This is a genomic window from Candidatus Berkelbacteria bacterium, from assembly GCA_016187225.1.
Classification (GTDB): Bacteria; Patescibacteriota; UBA1384; order JACPKC01; family JACPKC01; genus JACPKC01.
Genome location: JACPKC010000004.1, coordinates 24,048 through 37,246, shown reverse-complemented (window position 1 = coordinate 37,246; position 13,199 = coordinate 24,048). Strand labels below are relative to the sequence as shown.

At 49.0% G+C, this 13,199-nt stretch carries 16 protein-coding genes; 8 read left to right on the top strand and 8 right to left on the bottom strand.

Annotation, left to right across the window (positions count from 1 at the left end; all coding sequences use genetic code 11):
• Positions 1-198: 198 nt before the first annotated feature.
• From HYW32_00870 to HYW32_00835, 8 genes are all read left to right on the top strand, one after another.
• Complete coding sequence (locus HYW32_00870; GenBank protein ID MBI2589576.1) at positions 199-1,173, top strand: class I mannose-6-phosphate isomerase; 975 nt, start codon at positions 199-201, stop codon at positions 1,171-1,173.
• A 103-nt stretch (positions 1,174-1,276) separates the two neighbouring features.
• A complete protein-coding gene (locus HYW32_00865) occupies positions 1,277-1,438 on the top strand; it encodes a hypothetical protein (GenBank protein ID MBI2589575.1) in 162 nt (53 codons plus the stop codon).
• Between the two features lie 18 nt (positions 1,439-1,456).
• Positions 1,457-2,140: a TIGR00730 family Rossman fold protein gene (locus tag HYW32_00860; GenBank protein MBI2589574.1), complete on the top strand. Its 684-nt coding sequence runs from the start codon at positions 1,457-1,459 to the stop codon at positions 2,138-2,140.
• A 4-nt stretch (positions 2,141-2,144) separates the two neighbouring features.
• Positions 2,145-3,038 (top strand): hypothetical protein, encoded by an 894-nt coding sequence (locus HYW32_00855; GenBank protein ID MBI2589573.1) that lies wholly within the window; start codon positions 2,145-2,147, stop codon positions 3,036-3,038.
• 79 nt (positions 3,039-3,117) lie between these two features.
• Positions 3,118-3,672, top strand: a complete 555-nt coding sequence (locus HYW32_00850) for a hypothetical protein (GenBank protein ID MBI2589572.1) — start codon at positions 3,118-3,120, stop codon at positions 3,670-3,672.
• Positions 3,673-3,740: 68 nt separating this feature from the next.
• Positions 3,741-4,976, top strand: coding sequence for a cysteine desulfurase (locus tag HYW32_00845; GenBank protein MBI2589571.1), 1,236 nt, complete (start codon positions 3,741-3,743; stop codon positions 4,974-4,976).
• Positions 4,977-5,004: 28 nt separating this feature from the next.
• Positions 5,005-5,265, top strand: a complete 261-nt coding sequence (locus HYW32_00840) for a ferredoxin (GenBank protein MBI2589570.1) — start codon at positions 5,005-5,007, stop codon at positions 5,263-5,265.
• Positions 5,225-6,034, top strand: a complete 810-nt coding sequence (locus HYW32_00835; protein MBI2589569.1) for a C39 family peptidase — start codon at positions 5,225-5,227, stop codon at positions 6,032-6,034. The genes HYW32_00840 and HYW32_00835 overlap by 41 nt, the downstream gene beginning before the upstream one ends.
• A gap of 1 nt (position 6,035) precedes the next feature.
• Here HYW32_00835 and HYW32_00830 read toward each other — a convergent pair whose 3' ends face one another.
• Genes HYW32_00830 through HYW32_00795 form a run of 8 tightly spaced genes read right to left on the bottom strand, consistent with a single transcriptional unit; the run spans position 6,036 to position 13,184 of the window.
• Complete coding sequence (locus tag HYW32_00830; protein ID MBI2589568.1) at positions 6,036-7,001, bottom strand: D-glycerate dehydrogenase; 966 nt, start codon at positions 6,999-7,001, stop codon at positions 6,036-6,038.
• Positions 6,998-7,996 (bottom strand): carbohydrate kinase family protein, encoded by a 999-nt coding sequence (locus tag HYW32_00825; GenBank protein ID MBI2589567.1) that lies wholly within the window; start codon positions 7,994-7,996, stop codon positions 6,998-7,000. The genes HYW32_00830 and HYW32_00825 overlap by 4 nt, the downstream gene beginning before the upstream one ends.
• A gap of 5 nt (positions 7,997-8,001) precedes the next feature.
• Complete coding sequence (locus HYW32_00820; protein ID MBI2589566.1) at positions 8,002-8,889, bottom strand: class II fructose-bisphosphate aldolase; 888 nt, start codon at positions 8,887-8,889, stop codon at positions 8,002-8,004.
• Positions 8,889-9,878, bottom strand: a complete 990-nt coding sequence (locus HYW32_00815) for a transketolase family protein (protein MBI2589565.1) — start codon at positions 9,876-9,878, stop codon at positions 8,889-8,891. The genes HYW32_00820 and HYW32_00815 overlap by 1 nt, the downstream gene beginning before the upstream one ends.
• Complete coding sequence (locus tag HYW32_00810; protein MBI2589564.1) at positions 9,847-10,674, bottom strand: transketolase; 828 nt, start codon at positions 10,672-10,674, stop codon at positions 9,847-9,849. The genes HYW32_00815 and HYW32_00810 overlap by 32 nt, the downstream gene beginning before the upstream one ends.
• Before the next feature lie 16 nt (positions 10,675-10,690).
• Positions 10,691-11,326, bottom strand: a complete 636-nt coding sequence (locus HYW32_00805) for a hypothetical protein (GenBank protein ID MBI2589563.1) — start codon at positions 11,324-11,326, stop codon at positions 10,691-10,693.
• The gene (locus HYW32_00800; protein MBI2589562.1) at positions 11,323-11,799 is read right to left on the bottom strand and encodes an RpiB/LacA/LacB family sugar-phosphate isomerase; all 477 of its coding nucleotides are present in this window, start codon (positions 11,797-11,799) and stop codon (positions 11,323-11,325) included. Before HYW32_00800 ends, HYW32_00805 begins: the two co-directional genes overlap by 4 nt.
• A gap of 35 nt (positions 11,800-11,834) precedes the next feature.
• Positions 11,835-13,184: an MBL fold metallo-hydrolase gene (locus HYW32_00795; GenBank protein ID MBI2589561.1), complete on the bottom strand. Its 1,350-nt coding sequence runs from the start codon at positions 13,182-13,184 to the stop codon at positions 11,835-11,837.
• Positions 13,185-13,199: the final 15 nt, after the last annotated feature.

The window sequence follows — 13,199 nt, the reverse complement described above, 5'->3', positions numbered from 1 at the left end:
AGGAGCCGCGACTGTCGCGTTGGCACACGCGGCAGTAAACTCATCCACCTCGAACCCTTTCTGCGCATGCCGAAAGGGTTCGAGGAAATAGTTCGGGAGCTGGCCAACGGCTCCAAGAACTAAAGTTTCTCACAGGACCAGGCTACAATAATTCCCCCTCGGTAGTCTGGTCCTTTTTCTTGCTATAATTATTGAAAGATGCGATCACTTTATCCCCTCACTTTTCGACTCGAGAATATGACGCAAGCCTACCTCTGGGGTGGGCAAAAACTTCGTGCTTTCGGCAAGCCTCACGCAAGCGGTCAGCCATTGGCCGAGGTTTGGGAAGTTAGCGACCGACCCGAAGATGACCGAGTCAGCATTGTTGCAAGCGGTCCACTCGCCGGAAAAAATCTTCACGAGCTTATGGAAGAGTATGGCGAAGCGCTCTTGGGCAAGGTCGCTCCGGTGAATGGCAAATTCCCATTGCTGATTAAACTCCTTGACGCCGAGGCACGGCTCTCGCTTCAAGTTCACCCGCCTGAAGAATCAACAGCGGATGGAGCCAGCGAGCCAAAAACTGAATGTTGGCTGATGCTTGATGGGACAAATTCAAATGCTCACATTCTTGCCGGTCTCAAGAAAAACGTGACTCAATCTCAATTTGAAACCGCGCTTAAACAAGGCACGCTCGAGCCTTTACTCCATCATCTGGCCGTCAAGCCAGGCGATTGTATGTTTTTACCATCCGGCCGCTTGCACGTCATCGACGCAGGCTGTCTCCTTCTAGAAGTTCAGCAAAACTCCAACACCACCTACCGCGTTTTCGATTGGAATCGCCTTGATCCACGCACACATAAACCGCGCGAGCTCCATGTCAGGCAGGCGCTCCGATCAATTGATTTTAGCGACACCGAACCCCAGCTCCAGGCACCGTTAAAAAATGAAAATCAAGAAATTCTGGTTGATTGCCCTTACTTCACGCTTGAACGCTGGCGCCTGGAGGGCGAACGTCAACATCATCCCAGGGACAGTTTTGAGATTCTTATGTCGCTAACTCAAAAAATTAAACTAAAAAGCAAGTCAGGCGTTCTAGAACTTGCCCCGCTCTCCTTTGTTCTAATCCCTGCCTCTCTCCCCAGATATTCTTTGCAAGCGCCAGCCGCCGCCTATGTTCGCATCTTTATAAGTTAGAGCATGCTATAGTTGAAGATCGTTGAAAAGAAAAGTTTCGTGCACGCGAAGTGAATAGTCTTTCAACGATTTAATGTTATTATCTAACTCTTAAAGGAGGTTTATGTTTTCACAGTGGTACGCCGTTTTGATTGGTTTACTGCTTTTTGTGATTGGGATTCTCCTCTTCGGAAATTACACTGTGGAGGGCATAATGTACGCTTGGCTCTATTTTGTAATCGGCCTCTTGGGCTTGATTATCGGTCTCGTGGAAAAACACAAATAGCGAAGGGTGCGAGGGGCGATGCAACCACTTTCGATTCCGGTTCATGAGCATAACGGTTTTGACTATGCTCACGATCCAAATTGGCGAATCTTTCGAATCATGGCCGAGTTTGTTGATGGCTTTGACTTCCTCGCCGAATTCAAAAAAAGCGCTTCGTTTTTTGGTTCGGCTCGCACTAAGCCGAACGATCCCTACTACTTTCAAGCACGCGATCTCGCTTCTCGACTAGGCGGTGCCGGTTTTGCTGTAATTACCGGCGGAGGACCTGGGATTATGGAGGCCGCCAACCAAGGCGCCAAAGCCGCGGGCATGCCATCGGCCGGTCTTAATATTGAACTTTTTACCGAACAGCGAGTGAATCCTTATGTGACGAAAGCCGTCGGTTTTGAGTACTTTTTCACCCGCAAGGTCATGCTCTCTTTCGCTTCCCAAATTTACATTTTTTTTCCTGGAGGTTTTGGCACGCTCGACGAAATGTTTGAAATGGTGACTTTGATTCAAACCAAAAAAATTGAAGATCATATCCCTGTTATTCTTTTTGGAGTTGCATATTGGCAACCACTTGTAAGCTGGATTGAAAATCAGGTGTATAAAAAATTTCAAAATATCGATGAGAAGGATTTGAAAATTATAACTGTTACAGACGATATTGACCAAATCGTAGAAACTGCCAAACGCAGTCAGCCACGTTCCAATCGGTAAATGTATGCGCACTTATGTTCAAGATTCTTGCGTTGGTTTATCTACTCCTTTAATTCATGAACGTTCATTTCTCCTTCCTGGCAATGGGCTAGCGCTGATTTTTTTCTGGGCATCTTCGTGCGGATATTCAATTAAACTGATCCCCATTTTAAATGCGCTCTGGGACACATATCACGAACGTGGATTGCATATCCTTGGCATTCATTCGCCCGAATTCAAATTTGAGAAAGCTCCTTCTTATCTTGACAGTTTGAGTCAAAATTTAAATATACATTGGCCGAACGTGAATGATCTAACCAATGATTTCAATAATCGGTACGGAAATTTATATACACCTCGAATCCTGCTTGCAATGCCAAATAAAAAAATCTTTTATGATCAGATTGGCCTGGGAGAACTTAAGGAGCTTGAGAACACATTGCGACGAGCTCTGAATATCAAAAGCGCGGCGCGATATGCTTTTAACGATCGTGAAATGTATAACCTGACCCACCCTCATTACCCGACTTCATATCCTATTCATTTTAATCACGAATGTCTAATGTATAGTAATGTGTCCCTCAACGGCGAGTGGCAGACAACGGCTGACTCAACCGTCCATGCTCGCGACAATCAAGCGGGTGAAGACTATCTCTCGCTCTCTACTCCGGCGCAAGCTATTAATTTTCTCATGGAACAGCCTCAAGGCAATAGATTAATTCTCACTTTGAACGGCAAACCGGTGCCGGAGGCATTTCACGGCCGTGATGTGACTAATCAATCTAATCAAACCAATGTCTACGTTCACAAACCAAGATTTTATGAATTGATAAGGGCTCCAAAATACTTTTCTGGGTACGAACTAAAACTTTTCCCCACAGAAAAAAATTTCAAAATCTACACCGTGGCTTTTAGCTAATTTCAGGATGAAAATTTGACTCTGCGAAATCTCTCTTGCTAATCTACGGCCAATGACTTCAAAGGGGAGAAAGGTCCGAATGCGCAACGCCCTCACTGGAGTTCTCTTTATTTGGTTGCTTGGTATCAACTCGCCGACAAATGCCGCGAACGCTGGGGCGAGCGCTCTGGCTCAAGCCGGTTTCGCAAAAGCAAGCGCGGAAACGCAGGCGACAGATACTACTACTCGCGCGGTTGCCGAAGCGCAAACCAACCCCGAATCCAACGTGCAAGTTAAAGTGAAAACTTCAACTCAAGCTGGTTCTCAAAACACAACCTTGCCAATCAATACCGCTTCGACTAAAACTCCCACGCTTCCTCCTCGATCAACACAAACGCAATCAACGACCTCTCAAGTTGAACAAAAAACCGATACCCAAGCGACGGTCACGCCTCCTGTCCCAATCATGCCAACGGTAATCGCTCAAGCGATCGCCGACGAGCCAGTTGTGCGCGAGCTTCAAGCCCAAACGAAGAGTGTTCAGCGTTCGATGAAAACGCTCGTCGTTTTGATGATTCTAAACACGCTTTTGCTGATTGTTATTCTAACTATCCAGATGCGCCTTTTGCACCCCAGTAATCATCAACGATTCTAAGGCTTGGTTCATCCTTGAGCTAGAATTTAGTCTGCTGTTATGCTAATTTTATCTGTTTTGGAATCAAGATGAATTATTCTTCGCGAGTTTATGCTGACTTTGCCGCCGCGGCGCCAATGTGGCCGCGAGTTCAGCATGCCTGGCAAGGAGCCTGCAAAAACTTTGGCAATCCGAGCAGTCTGCACCAGTTTGGTCGCGAGAGCAAAGAATTACTGAATCTAGCTCGGCAAAAGATTGCCCGCCTTCTCGAGTGTCATCCGCATGAGCTGATTTTCACTTCAGGCGCTACCGAAAGCACCAATCTGGCTCTCCTCGGCATTATTCGCGCTCAATTGCGAAAACCGCATGTCATTACACTCGCCATTGAACATCCAGCCGTTTTGGCGCCCCTTCAGCATGAAGCCAAAGCAAAACGTATCACGCTGACAATTTTACCCGTCACAACGCATGGGCAAGTTAAGCTCGCAACTTTGAAGTCTGCTCTCAAGCCGACAACGCGCCTAGTCTCGATTATGGCGGCTAACAATGAAATCGGTACACTCCAACCGATCCGCCAAGTTGCCGGCGTCCTCAAAACTTACCAGAAACAAACCGGCCAAAAAATTTGGTTGCATACCGATGCCAGCCAATTTGCCGCCTGGCATCAATTCACTGTCGATCAACTCGGCATCGATCTGCTAACTCTCTCGGGCCCTAAAATTGGCGCGGGCAGTGGCATCGGACTTCTATATCATAAACACGAAACACCGCTTGAACCGCTTTTTTACGGCGGCGGACAACAAACTGGCCTCCGAAGCGGCACCGAGAATGTGATGGGTGCGATTCGCATCCAAATTGCGCTCCAAGAAACTTGGCAACGCCTGCCAAAAATCAAAAAAAAGATTCGAATATACCGAGATAAAATAGCCGATGAACTCGTAAATTTTTTCCCAAACTCAATCCGCAACGATCAGCCCGAGGGTTTGCCGAATTTATTGAGCCTCACTTTCCCCAGCCTCGATGCGGAGCAAATTGTTTATCTGCTTGACCAAGCAGGTATCGCCGTTTCAACTGGATCAGCTTGCTCTCAAACTGATCCTAAACATGCCGGGATGAATTTGCGCACCATCGGTCGCGAGTATGATGATATTTATTCGACGATTCGAATTAGTCTAGGCTGGACAACGACTCAACGAGATACTCAAAAAATAATCCACGCGTTCAAAATCGCCTTGCAAGTCAGTCAAGCGCAGAGTGGCCTGACTCGACGCGTGACACGCACAGGTAAAATTATCGCCCGTAACTATGCATTCAGTGCGCAATGAGTCCATCCACGTGCTAAGATAACCACTTATGGCGCTTCCACCACTCATACTCCCAAACGGCAAACGCATCGCGCGAATCGAGGTTGATCGCAACCTCTGTATCGGCGCCGCAAGCTGTGTCGCGATCGCGCCTGGCACCTTTGAACTTGACGATGAAAACATTGCCATTATCCACGACCCAATCAGCGATGACGCCGAAACGATTCTCTTGGCGGCTCAATCCTGCCCGGTCGATGCAATTCGTTTGTATGATGAAACAGGCAATCAAATCTGGCCAGAAACTCCATAGTCGAATCCTCTTACTCATACTTGTAACGGCGCTTGGTTTGTGGCTTGGGCCTGGACAAAGACGTATTGCAATCAAGCAATACGAGCAAACTGCCGCGAGTATCCAATTGCCTGAAGTTACTCCGGCTAATAGCCAACCGGTAAACCAAAAGCCTGCGCCCGAATCGAACGCTCCTAATTCAGAACCAGACTCTCTTCCCGCTCAAGTCAATCTTAACGTCCCCTTTACCTCACAAGCGCCCGAGGGTGTCTGGGATACACGCCACGAAGAATACTGTGAAGAAGCCTCGACACTGATGGTTGGACGTTTTTTTCGTGGCGAAAGCATCGTCGGACCAAAAGACGCTGAAGCGGCAATGCGAGAGCTTGAAAGCTGGGAAGTAAAAAATCTTGGCTACTCTGCAAGCACAACAGCCGCGGAAACCGCCCAATTATTGGAAGCTGTTTACGCTGTCGGGGTTAAGCTCGAGAATAATGTTTCTAGTGAAGCGCTCAAGCGCGCGCTGGCAAACAATAAACTGGTCATCGTTCCGGCCGCGGGTCAAGAACTCGGCAATCCATACTTCAAGCAACCCGGGCCACGGTATCACATGCTCGTCGTTAAAGGTTACACGAACACCGGTTATTTTATTACAAATGATCCAGGCACTAAACGCGGCGCAAATTTTTTGTATAAAGAAAAAATTCTTTTAGATGCAATTGGCGATTATAATAACAACAATCCCGCAGAAGGGGCGAAAGTAGCCTTAATCGTAAGCAATAGGCCGTAATTCAGGATTCACTTTTGATCGGATTCAAAGGCGGTCGACCGGCGAGGACCTCGATGATATTGCGAGCGGCAATTTCCGCCATCGCTTGCCGAGCTTCGTTAGTTGCCGAGGCAATGTGCGGCGTTAAAACCACATTCGGCAACTTTTCTAAACCGTGATAGAGTTTGGGTTCATGCTCGAACACATCCAAACCCGCGCCAAAAATTTTACGTTCGTGCAATGAATGGTAGAGTGCTTGTTCATCAACCACCGGCCCGCGCGCCGTATTGATAAGAATTGCCGTTGGCTTCATTTTACTCAATTCACGTTCGCCGATTAAATGTTGTGTCTCATCCGTGAGCGGAACGTGAAGTGTGACTATATCGGATTTGCGCAGAAGCACATCAAGCTCATGGTATTCGGCATTTAATTTCATTTCAAGTTCATCACTCCGCCCAGAATCGTGGTAAAGAATTTGCATATTGAGACCGCGATGAGCGGCCTCGGCGACCCAAGTGCCAATTCGACCTAGGCCAATAATCCCCAAGGTTTTGCCCCAAAGTGATTGACCCAAAAAGCCCAGCGGCAACCAGTGAGTATACTGACCGGTGCGCATAAACGCGTCGCTTTCCACAACGCGCCGCGCCACTGCAAACATAAGTGCGAGTGTATGTTCGGCTACGGCTTCAGTTAGTACGCCTGGGGTGTTTGTTATAACTACGCCATGCTTATTCGCTTCACGAATGTCGATGTTATCAAAACCAACGGCGTAGTTGGCGACAATTTTCAAACTTGAACCAGCGGCCTCAAAAAATTCAGCGTCAACCTTTTCGGTGAGCAGTGTCAGCGCCGCATTAGCGCCATGAATTCGCTTTAAGAGTTCTGCGCGCGGAATAATTTTATCATGAGTATAAACCTCAACTGTGCCGATGCGCCTCAAGAGCGCCAGTCCTTCTTCTGGAATTCTGCGAGTGACAACAATTCTCATGCCTTCCTTTCAATTTCTTTCGCCACGAACTGCGGGTAACGGAGACATAACTCTTCAAGTTGCTTGCGCTTGAGAATGCCTTTTTGCGGGCCGAATTCCTGAATCACGCCCTCGGCATTAAATGTACCCCAGCGAAGCGCTTCGGGAATCGTTGCGCCTTCTAAGAGCGCGACACCAAAAGCCGAGGCGAAAGCATCGCCCGCGCCTGTTGCTTCAATCCGCGGAATTTCAGGCCGAATGCCCATAGACCAACTTGTCTCGCCATCGGTCGCGTAGGAGCCGTTCGTGCCATCAGTAACGACAGCGATCTTGGCGCCTAAACGTTTCAAGGCACGCAGTAACTCCAAAGGCTTGCCGGCGCGATGATGAGTGTAGGCTTGCGCTTCCTCTTTATTCATGATTATGCAGTTCACCAGCGCCAAGAGTGGTTGCGCGCGCTCGGCGCCCAGGCGAAGCTGATACGTGCCTGGTTGGTAAACTAAACGCGCTCCGGTGCGTTCTACATAGCGAATCACCGCCGGGAAAAGCGTCTCGGCGCCCGGCCCCATACTTGTGAAGTAGACGATGCGCGCCGACGGCAAATTTTTAGGCAAAACATAGCGCCGTGGAGCATGATAGACAAGAATTGTCCGCTCTCCATTGACGGTGATCACGGTCGAACGATTACTCTCGGCGCCAGGCACTTTTTCCATCCACGCGGTCGTAATTCCCTCACGCTGAAGGGTCTGGATTTCCTCATCGGCAATCTCATCATCGCCAAGAAGCGTCCAGAGCGCCACGGTGCCATCAAGGCGCGCCGCTGTCACCGCCACATTCGCCGCATTCCCAGCAACCATAGCGTGAAGTTCTGAAACTGGAATTTTACCAGCGTAATCGAGACACATTTTGCAATCTTCGCGGTTCAATCGACAGCGAACCGAGACTTCCTCTGGCGCGAGTGAAAGAATCGTATCGTACTGCGTGTCACCAATTGAGAGAAAATCGACAGAATTCATAGTCTTCATGCAATTATCCTTTTAATCCAGGTTCGTTTCGCCTTGCCCGTGCTCCCAAAGAGGGTGATTTTTTTCTCAACAATTGCTTGAACTGCCTTAATCACCGGCGGGAGATATTTGTAGGCCGCCATTTCCTTGGGCGCCTTGACGGCTTTCTGAAGCGCCGTCAAAAACGCAATCCGCAACTCGCTGTTAACGTTGACCTTTGTGATACCCGCTTTAATCGCGGCCCGTATATCTGCTTCGGATATACCAGAACCGCCATGCAATGAAAGGAAGCAGGGTACTTGAGTGTGAATTTTTGCAAGTCGTTCAAGATCGAGCCTGGGCGGCGTGGCGTAGACCCCATGCACATTGCCGATCGAGACGGCGAGTGTATCGATATTGGTAACTCGCACAAACTCGTGTGCCTGTTCTGGATCTGTAAAATGCGCACTGTCTTGAGCTGTTTTGGCTGATTCTTTATGCAAGGTTGAGGAACCAGTGATATGATCGATCTCGCCCTCAATAAGTTTTTTATGACGATGAACAACGCGGACAAGCTGTTGAGTGCGCTTTAGGTTTTCAGCAAATTCAAGTTCGCCACCATCGAAATGAATCAAATCATAGCCCACTGCGAGCGCCTCGGTGATTACTTCTTCAGTTATAGCGTGATCGAGGTTGAGAAAGACCTGCACGCCATAGCGCTCGCGATAGGCCGAAACCAAATCGGCTAACGCCTTTGCACCAATATACTCGGTTTCACCGGGCGATGATTCAATTAACACCGGCGCCTCAAGCCGCGCCGCGGCCTGACAGATCGCCTGAATAGTTTCAAGATTGGCAACATTAAAAGCGCCGATTGCCCAACCTTCATGCCTGGCTTGATTAAAAAGCTGAACCGCACTCGCCATCATGCCTCCTTGCGCTTAAGGGCGCGCACTGCCGCCGCTGTAATATCACGCGCTTTCAGATGAAAATGCTCCAACAAAATCTCTGGCGGACCGGATTCGCCATAGCGATCACGCACACCAACTCTTTCGATCGGCACTGGCGCGTATTGAGTCGCTAATTCAGCAATCGCGCCACCCAAGCCGCCAGCCATCTGATGCTCCTCAACCGTAACCACAGCGCCAGTTTCTTGGAAAGCGGCAAGCAGAGTTGCTTCATCTAAGGGTTTAATCGTATGACAATTAATCACCCGAGCAGAAATTTTTTTAAGAGCGAGCTCTTCGGCGGCGATAAGCGTTTCATATACAAGCGGGCCGCAGGCAACCAAGCTCACGTCTGTGCCCAATTTATAAACTTGCGCTTGGCCAATCTTGAACGGCGTTGATTCGGTGGTGAGTACAGGCGTTGGTTCGCGCGCCAAGCGCAGATACACCGGGCCTGGATGATCGAGAGTCGCGAGTGTGGCTTTCCGCGCCTCAATATGATCACAGGGCACAAGCACAGTCATATTCGGCAGCACTCGCATAAGCGCAATATCTTCAAGCGCTTGATGAGTCGCACCGTCAGGACCGACCGAGATTCCCGCGTGTGAACCAATAATCTTCACAGGCTGGTTGTTGTAGCAAATGGTGGTGCGAATTTGTTCCCAGTTTCGGCCCGGCGAAAAACTTGCGTAGCTGGTCATAAAAGGAATTTTTCCGGCCGCGGCTAAGCCTGAAGCCACCGTTGCCAAGTTCTGCTCGGCAACCCCAATCTCCACAAATCGCTTGGGGAAAGCCTTGGCAAACAGCTCTGTTCGCGTTGATTCAGTTAGATCGGCACACAATGCGACTACACTAGGATTTTGCCTGCCAGCTAACAGCAAACCGTCGCCGTAACCATCCCGAATTGGCACTCGTTCTAGACTACTCATGTTCCCCTCAAATTTTACCTTGCAAGGTGCGGAGCTCATGGAGGGCTTTTTGGGCTTCGATTTTATTTGGCGACTTGCCATGCCACTCAAATCTCTGCTCCATAAAACTCACACCCTTGCCCGGAATCGTATGCGCAAGAATCAGCGTTGGTTGCTCAAAAGTTGAACGCGCCTGATTAACTGAATCGATAATCGCCTTGATATTATGCCCATCGGTTTCCAAGACTTGCCAACCGAAGGCGCGGTATTTTTCCGCGAGTGGCTCAAGCGGCATAACATCTTCTGTAAAACCATCGATTTGAATATTATTCCGATCCAAAATTGCCGTCAGATTCGAGAATTTTTCCTTGCCAGCAAACATTACTGCCTCCCAGGTGTTGCCAGCGTCGTGCTCACCGTCAGACATCAAACAATAAACTCGCCAGCGAGCGGCGTCCATCCGACCGGCAAGCGCCATTCCGGCGGCCTGCGAGAGACCCGAGCCAAGCGGCCCCGAGGTAGTTTCAATTCCCGGCAAAGTTCCGCGATGCGGATGTCCTTGAAGTCGTGTGCCAAAAGCGCGTAAGGTGAACAGTTCTTTTTTTGGGAAATAACCCGCATGGGCAAGAGTGGCGTAGAGCACCGGACAGATATGACCGTTTGAAAGCACGACTCGATCGCGCTCCGACCAAGTTGGCTGTTTTGGCTTATGATGGAGTGAATTGAAATAAAGTGCGGTAAAAACATCGGCCATCCCAAGCGGGCCGGCCGAGTGACCAGAACCGGCTCTGACAAGCATCTTAATAATGTCTTGCCGAATTGCGTTCGCTTGCTTCTCAAGCTCACAAATCGTCACACCCCTCCTCTTGCGCTTAACTTGCGGCAACCAAACGACTCAAAACGCGCCACTCTTCAGCTGGATCGCGCGCGCGCGTTAGAGCGCTTCCCACCACAATATAATCGGGCCGATAACGTAGGACTGACTCAATTGTAGCACTACTCACCCCACCATCGACTGCCAGCATTAGATCAGACTTCAGGCAACGGAGCTGGCTCAACTTAGGCAACATTGCCGGTAAAAAATGTTGGCCTTGAGCACCCGGGATAACAGTCATAATTTGAATCAAATCGACTTGGGGTAAAAATTGCTCCAACGCGCGCACCGGCGTGCTCGGGTTAACAACCAAACCAGTTAAAACAGGTGAACTTGCTAACTTCTCAATGGCTGCTGGCGCCCCGCCGGCCTCTGCCTGGACGGCAATGATTTTTGTCGGTAAAGCTAAGCATTCATCGATGAATTCCAAAGGTTTTTCCACCATCAAATGCCAAAAGATTTCTGCCTTAGATGTTTGTGGAAAATCACGCGGGGACGGAGTGAGACTGGGTACAAACTGACCATCAGCGACATCATAGCTCAAGAGTGAGCTCAAATTTCGCACTTGGTCGAATTGGAGTGCCAATTCCGCTGATGTCTTTGCTAAAATCGCTGGCACAAGCGTCGGAGTCATAAACGCGGGCGGTTAGTTTCGTATTTTTTAACTAATGCCAGGCGTCGCAGGTGTCGGATTTCCGGATTCGGCTGGGCTTTAAGCCAAGTCGTAACAATCTCTTGAATCTGTGCCCAAGATAAAAATCGAGCTGGCAGACATAGAATGTTGGCATGATCGTCTGTGCGGGTTGAGGCGGCCATCAAAGGCGAAAAGGCCGAAACGGCGCGACTGCCGACAACTTTGTTGGCGGCAAGGCACACGCCCTGACCGTTGCCACAGATCAAAATTCCAAGAGCGGCGGGCGCATTCGCAACCTGTTCAGCGACTCGAAACGCATACTCTGGGTAGTCGTCGTCGGGAGTTAAAGTTTCTGGACCCAAATCGATAATCTGGCTAAGGCCTAAATCTTGTTCATGTTCACGCAAAAGCTGGATAAGTTTTTGTTTATACTCAAAACCCGCATGATCTGAACCTAAATAGATATTTTGCATACCAAAACTATGACCTATCAACTCTGAATTATCAATTACAAAGTGATATGTTCGCCAAAACGGGGAATGTGGGTCTGCCAGTTGAGTTCTTTTGAGACCGCCTGCTCGAGCGCGACCAACCCTTCCCGATCGCCGTGAGTAAAGAAAATCTGACGCACGGGCGTTTTAACGCTTGTGAGCCAATCCATGAGTTGTTTATGGTCGGCATGAGCTGAAAATGCGCCGCAAGCAATCACTTCTGCTTTGACCGCAACTGGTTCATGAAAAAGATCAACGGTCTTCACGCCATCTAGAATTCGGCGCCCGAGCGTGCCCTTAACTTGATAGCCGGCAATTAAAATCGTTGTCTGCGGACTGCCGAGATACTCTTTTAGATGATAGCGAATCCGCCCACCCGTCATCATTCCCGAACCGGCAATAATCATTTTGGGCGGTGGAGTCTTATTGATCCGCTTTGACTGTTCAACCGTCTCCGTGAATTGTAAGCCGGGCAATTCGAAAAAATCCTTGCCGGTATGAATAATTTCCTTTGCTTCGTTGTCGTAATACTCGGGAAAATGACCAAAAACTTCAGTCGTTTTGATAGCTAGAGGGGAATCGAGAAAAATTGGCAGGGCTTTAATATTGTGGTTCGTGAGTAAATCGTGAAGTTCATAGAGCAACTCTTGGCTTCGTTCGAGCGCAAAAGCTGGGATCAAAAGCACTCCACCCTTGGCAATCGAGTGATCAATTGCGGTTTTTAAAATGACCCGACGATCTTCAATCGATTCATGCGTGCGGCCGCCATAGGTTGACTCACAAATCACGTAATCCGCCTCGTCCACTCGGTTCGGGTCTTTAATAATCGGCGCTCCTTTATTGCCAATATCGCCTGAAAAAAGCAACTTCTTGCCTCCTGCCCACACTTCCACCGAAGCTGAACCAAGAATATGACCCGCATCGACTAAACGCGCCTCGATCCCGGGCGCGATCTCGATTTTAGTTTCATAGTCAAGAGTTTTGAACTGGCGGAGCGCGCGATAGACGTCTTGTTCATGATATAGCGGCTCATCGCCAAACTTAAGCTCTTCGTGACTCATGATCTTAGCCGCGTCGAGCATAATAAGTTCGGCGAGTTCCATGGTGGCCGGCGTGCACCAAATATGACCTCGGTAGCCATCTTTGACGAGTTTCGCCACCCGCCCAACGTGATCAAGATGAGCGTGAGTCAAAATAAAAGAATCAACTATATTAGGATTAAAAAGAAAAGGCGCGGCATTTTTAAGCTCTTGCTCTTTGCCCCCCTGAAATGCGCCGCAATCCACCATTAGAGAGGCGTTTTTTGCTTCAAGCAAGTAGTTACTGCCGGTTACCTCACCCGCCGCTCCATAGAACGAAAGCTTCATGTTGTCAGCATAACA